The sequence below is a fragment of the Noviherbaspirillum sp. genome (assembly GCF_035254685.1).
GTDB lineage: Bacteria > Pseudomonadota > Gammaproteobacteria > Burkholderiales > Burkholderiaceae_D > Noviherbaspirillum.
In genome coordinates, this window is record NZ_DATFAI010000055.1 from 1 (window position 1) to 4780 (window position 4780).

The following is a 4780-nucleotide window of genomic DNA, read 5'->3' on the forward strand; positions in this document are numbered from 1 at the left end:
GCGCACGGCACGCGGCAAGCCGGCGCAGGGCACGGTGCGCCTCAACGCCTACCACGACTCGGGCAGCATCGTCATCGAGGTGAGCGACGACGGCGGCGGCTTGAAGCGCGACAAGATCCTGGCCAGAGCGATCGAGCGCGGGCTGGTGGAGCCGGGACGCAGCCTGAGCGATGCCGAAATCTTCAACCTGATCTTCGAGCCCGGCTTCTCCACCGCGGAGAAGGTGACCAACCTGTCGGGACGCGGCGTGGGCATGGATGTGGTCAAGCGCAACATCACCGCCTTGCGCGGCACCGTGGACGTACAGAGCGAAGAAGGCGCGGGCACCACCGTCATCGTGCGGCTGCCGCTGACGCTGGCCATCATCAACGGCTTCCTGGTCGGGCTGGGCGGATCGACCTTCGTCATCCCGCTCGACATGATCGAGGAATGCATCGAGTTCGCCTGCGAGCCGGGCCATGACTACACCAACCTGCGCGGCGAGGTGCTGCCGTTCATCCGGCTGCGGGAACTGTTCGAGGTCGGTGGTGCGCCTGTACGGCGCGAGAGCATCGTGGTGGTCAATTACGCAGGACAGAAGGCCGGGCTGGTGGTCGACACCCTGCTCGGGGAATTCCAGACGGTGATCAAGCCTCTGGCAAAGATGTTCAATCAGGTGAAATGTATCAGCGGATCCAGCATTCTCGGCAGCGGAGAGGTGGCGCTCATCGTCGATGTGCCGGCACTGTTGAACGCGATCGACGCCAGGGAAAGACAGCGGTTGGCAGCGTGAGATTTGTCGCACCAGGGAGAAGCCGGCACGAGTACGGACATTGGCCGAAAAAACAGAAATCGGCCGGCGAACGACAGTAAAAAATGCGTATTACTGATAAAGGGAGAAGTCACATGTTAAACAATATGAGAATCGGGGTCCGTCTCGGCCTGTGCTTTGGTGTCGTCATCGTGCTGTTGCTCGCCACCGCATTCGTGGGAATCTCCCGTCTCGGCCAGCTCGACGAGAGCACGAAAAAGATCGTCGACGACCGCTATCCGAAGGTCGTCAAGAGTTACGAGTTGATTGGCGACCTGAACCAGATTGCCCGATCGATGCGGAATGTTGTGATCTTTACGGACAACGAAACGGTCAGGAAGGAATTGACGACGATCGAAAATGCGAAATCGAATATCAACAAGCGCATTGACCAGCTTGAAAAAAGCATCACCTCGCCCAAGGGCAGGGAATTGCTGAAAGCCATGCTTGACGCACGCAGCAAGTACAAGGTGCACCAGGACGATTTCATCTCGCTCGCAGGTAGCGGAAAAAAGGATGAGGCCAAGAGCCTGCTGCTGACCGAGTTGCGGCCCACACAGCTTGCGTATATCGAGGCGCTGGACAAGCTGATCGGGTATCAGGGCGAACTGATGCAGGAAGCAGGGCGTGAATCGGACGCCGCTTATCGCGATGCGCGAAACACGATCGTCATCATGTCAGCTGCTGCGACAGTGCTCGCTATCCTGCTGTCGACACTGGTCGTTGCGGGCCTGCTGCGCCAGCTTGGTGGTGAGCCGGCCTATGCGGCGGAAATTGCGCGCGAAGTTGCGGCGGGTAACTTGTCGCTGCAGATCCGAACGAAAGCCAGGGATGATTCAAGCCTGTTGTTTGCCATGAAATCCATGGTGGACAAGCTGTCAGAAATCATCAGTGAAGTATGCAGCGCAACCGACAACATCTCCAGCGCCTCCGAACAGGTGTCGGCAACGGCCCAGTCGCTGTCGCAGGCCGCGAGCGAACAGGCGGCGAGCGTGGAAGAGACCAGCGCCTCCGTCGAGCAGATGACCGCGTCCATCGCGCAGAACACCGAGAACTCCAAGGTCACCGACGGCATGGCGACCAAGGCCGCGCAGGAAGCCACCGAAGGCGGCGCGGCGGTCAAGGAAACCGCAGCGGCCATGAACCAGATCGCGAAGAAGATCGTGATCATCGACGACATCGCCTACCAGACCAATCTGCTGGCGCTGAATGCTGCGATCGAAGCGGCGCGTGCCGGCGAACACGGCAAGGGATTTGCCGTGGTGGCGGCGGAAGTACGCAAGCTGGCCGAACGCAGCCAGGTGGCGGCGCAGGAAATCAGCGAAGTCGCGACCAGCAGCGTGGAGCTGGCGGAGAAGGCCGGCCACCTGCTGGACGAGATGGTGCCGAACATCAAGAAGACCTCCGACCTGGTGCAGGAAATCACGGCGGCTTCGGAGGAACAGTCGTCCGGCGTCGGCCAGATCAATACCGCGATGACGCAATTGAGCCAGGTGACGCAGCAGAATGCCTCCAGTTCCGAAGAGCTTGCGGCGACCGCCGAGGAGATGAGCGGTCAGGCGGAGCAGCTCCAGCACACGATGAGTTTCTTCAAGCTCGACAGCGGCAAGCAGGCAAGCGCTGTGATTTCTGCTGCACGCAAGTCGGCCCGCGTCGGCAAGGCTTCCGCTTCTCTACATGCGGAAACGAAGCCGGCGAACACCACGCTTGCGCTTGTTGGCGATGGCAAGATGGATGAATCGCAATTCACCCGCTTCTGACGGAGGATGGCGATGAGTGCGCTAGTTGAAAAGAAGGTGGTTGCCGGCAACCTGCCGGCAATTGCTCAAGCTCTTGAACAGTCGCAATACCTGACCTTCATGCTGGGCGGCGAGATGTTCGCCATCGGCATCCTTGCCGTGAAGGAGATCATCGAGTACGGCGGCTTGACCGAAGTGCCGATGATGCCGGAATGCGTCCGCGGGGTGATCAATTTGCGCGGCGCGGTGGTGCCGGTGCTGGACTTGTCGGCCCGCTTCGGCAAGGCAACGACGACGGTCACCAAGCGCACCTGTATCGTGATCGTGGAGATCGAGAACGGTGGAGAGCAGCAGGTGGTCGGCGTGGTGGTCGATGCGGTCAACGCGGTGCTCGATATTGCAGCGACGGATATCGAGCCGCCTCCTGCCTTCGGTGCCAAGATCCGCACGGACTTCATCGAGGGCATGGGCAAGGTCAACGGCAAGTTCGTGATCCTGCTCAACCTCGGGCAGATCCTGTCGCTCGACGATATCGCCGCGCTGGCGAACGTGAATGCCATGGCGCAATCGCTGATCGGCAACAGCACAGCCGTGGCCGCATAGAAAGGCGATGCAATAACACGCCGGATGCAAGGCAGGCCAACATGAACACGAACAGCCTCACCGACCAGGAGTTCAGGCAATTCCAGCGCTTCATTTACGAGGCGGCAGGCATCAACCTGTCGCCCGCCAAGAAAGCGCTGGTGGCCGGGCGGCTTGCGAAGCGGCTGGCCCATTATCAGGTCGACAGCTACGGCGCATACTTTCGCCTTCTCGAACACGGCAGCGCATCGGAAGAAGCCCAGGTGGCGGTCGACCTGCTGACCACCAATGAAACCTATTTCTTCCGCGAAGCGAAGCATTTCGACCTGCTGCGGGAATTTGCCCGCGCCGCACGCGACCACCTGCGGCCCGTGCGCGTGTGGAGCGCCGCGAGCTCGACCGGCGAAGAGGCCTACAGCATCGCCATGGTGCTGGCCGATTGCATGGAGGGCGCGCCGTGGGAAGTGTTCGGCTCGGATATCAGCACGCGCGTATTGGAGAAGGCGCGCGCCGGGCATTATCCGATGGAACGCGCCACGCAGATCCCGCAGGCTTATCTGAAGCAGTATTGCCTCAAGGGCATCGACAACCAGAAAGGCAGCCTGCTGATCGATCGTACACTCCGCAGCCGCGTGCAGTTCGCGCAGGTCAATCTGAACGCACCCTTGCCGCAAATGGCTGCGTTCGATGTCATCTTCCTGCGCAACGTCATGATCTATTTCGGCAGCGAGACAAAACGGCAGGTCGTGGCCCGGATCCTGGCGCAGCTGAGGCAGGGCGGACTATTCATCATCGGCCATTCCGAGTCGCTGAACGACGTCACCGATGCGGTCGAAAGCGTGATGCCTTCCGTCTATCGAAAGCGCTGAGGCCATGTTGACGCGCACGTCCTCCAAGGTCGAGGTCTTCCTGCAGCCCGGCGACTATTTCGTGGGTGATGCGTCCTGTCGCATGCGCACGCTGCTCGGCTCCTGCGTGTCAATCACCCTGTGGCATCCCGGCCTGCGCGTGGGCGCCATGTCGCATTTCATCCTGGCAAACGGCGGCAGGCCGCGCACCTCGCTGGACGGGCGCTATGGCGAGGATGCGATGGCACTGATGCTGCGCGACCTGAAGCGCGCCGGCGTGGAAGCGGAACAGTGCCATGCCAAGATTTTCGGTGGCGGCGACATGTTTCCCGGCCAGACCAGGAATGACGTGCTCAAGATCGGCGAGCGCAACGGCGAGGCGGCGCGCGTGCTGCTGCGGGCGCACAAGATCAAACTGGTTTCCGAAAGCCTGTTCGGGGTGGGACACCGGCAGATCGTGTTCGACGTCAGCACCGGCCATGTATGGGCGCGCCAGGTCAGGCCGGTCGATGGCGGCATACGGGACAACAGGAATTGAACAAGAAGAAAAACAGCAAATGAAAACGAACGGTACGGTAGCCCTGGCGTGGAGCGAACAGTTTGCCACCGGGCTGGAAGAGATCGATGCGCAGCACCGGATTCTGATCGACAAGATCAATGTCCTGAGCGGCCTGCGCGCGAGCGGCGCGGAAGACGGCGAGCTGAGGAATGCTTTCGACGACTTGCGGCGCTATGCATTGCACCACTTCGAGTCCGAGTCGGAACTGATCCGCGACTGGCCCGTCAACCGCGCGTACAAGGAAGCGCATGCCAAGGCGTAC

At 60.9% G+C, this 4780-nt stretch carries 6 protein-coding genes; all 6 read left to right on the top strand.

Annotated elements, in window-relative coordinates:
* Positions 1-772, top strand: a 772-nt coding sequence (locus VJ698_RS23535; RefSeq protein ID WP_324105257.1) for a chemotaxis protein CheA, incomplete at its 5' end; no start/stop codon positions are given.
* Positions 773-885: 113 nt separating this feature from the next.
* Positions 886-2550, top strand: coding sequence for a methyl-accepting chemotaxis protein (locus tag VJ698_RS23540; RefSeq protein WP_324105258.1), 1665 nt, complete (start codon positions 886-888; stop codon positions 2548-2550).
* A gap of 12 nt (positions 2551-2562) precedes the next feature.
* Entirely contained in the window at positions 2563-3132 is a 570-nt protein-coding gene (locus VJ698_RS23545; RefSeq protein WP_324105259.1) for a chemotaxis protein CheW, read from the top strand.
* Positions 3133-3173: 41 nt separating this feature from the next.
* Positions 3174-3980, top strand: a complete 807-nt coding sequence (locus VJ698_RS23550; protein WP_324105260.1) for a CheR family methyltransferase — start codon at positions 3174-3176, stop codon at positions 3978-3980.
* A 4-nt stretch (positions 3981-3984) separates the two neighbouring features.
* Positions 3985-4497, top strand: coding sequence for a chemotaxis protein CheD (locus VJ698_RS23555; protein WP_324105261.1), 513 nt, complete (start codon positions 3985-3987; stop codon positions 4495-4497).
* A gap of 19 nt (positions 4498-4516) precedes the next feature.
* Positions 4517-4780, top strand: a 264-nt coding sequence (locus VJ698_RS23560; protein WP_324105262.1) for a hemerythrin domain-containing protein, incomplete at its 3' end; no start/stop codon positions are given.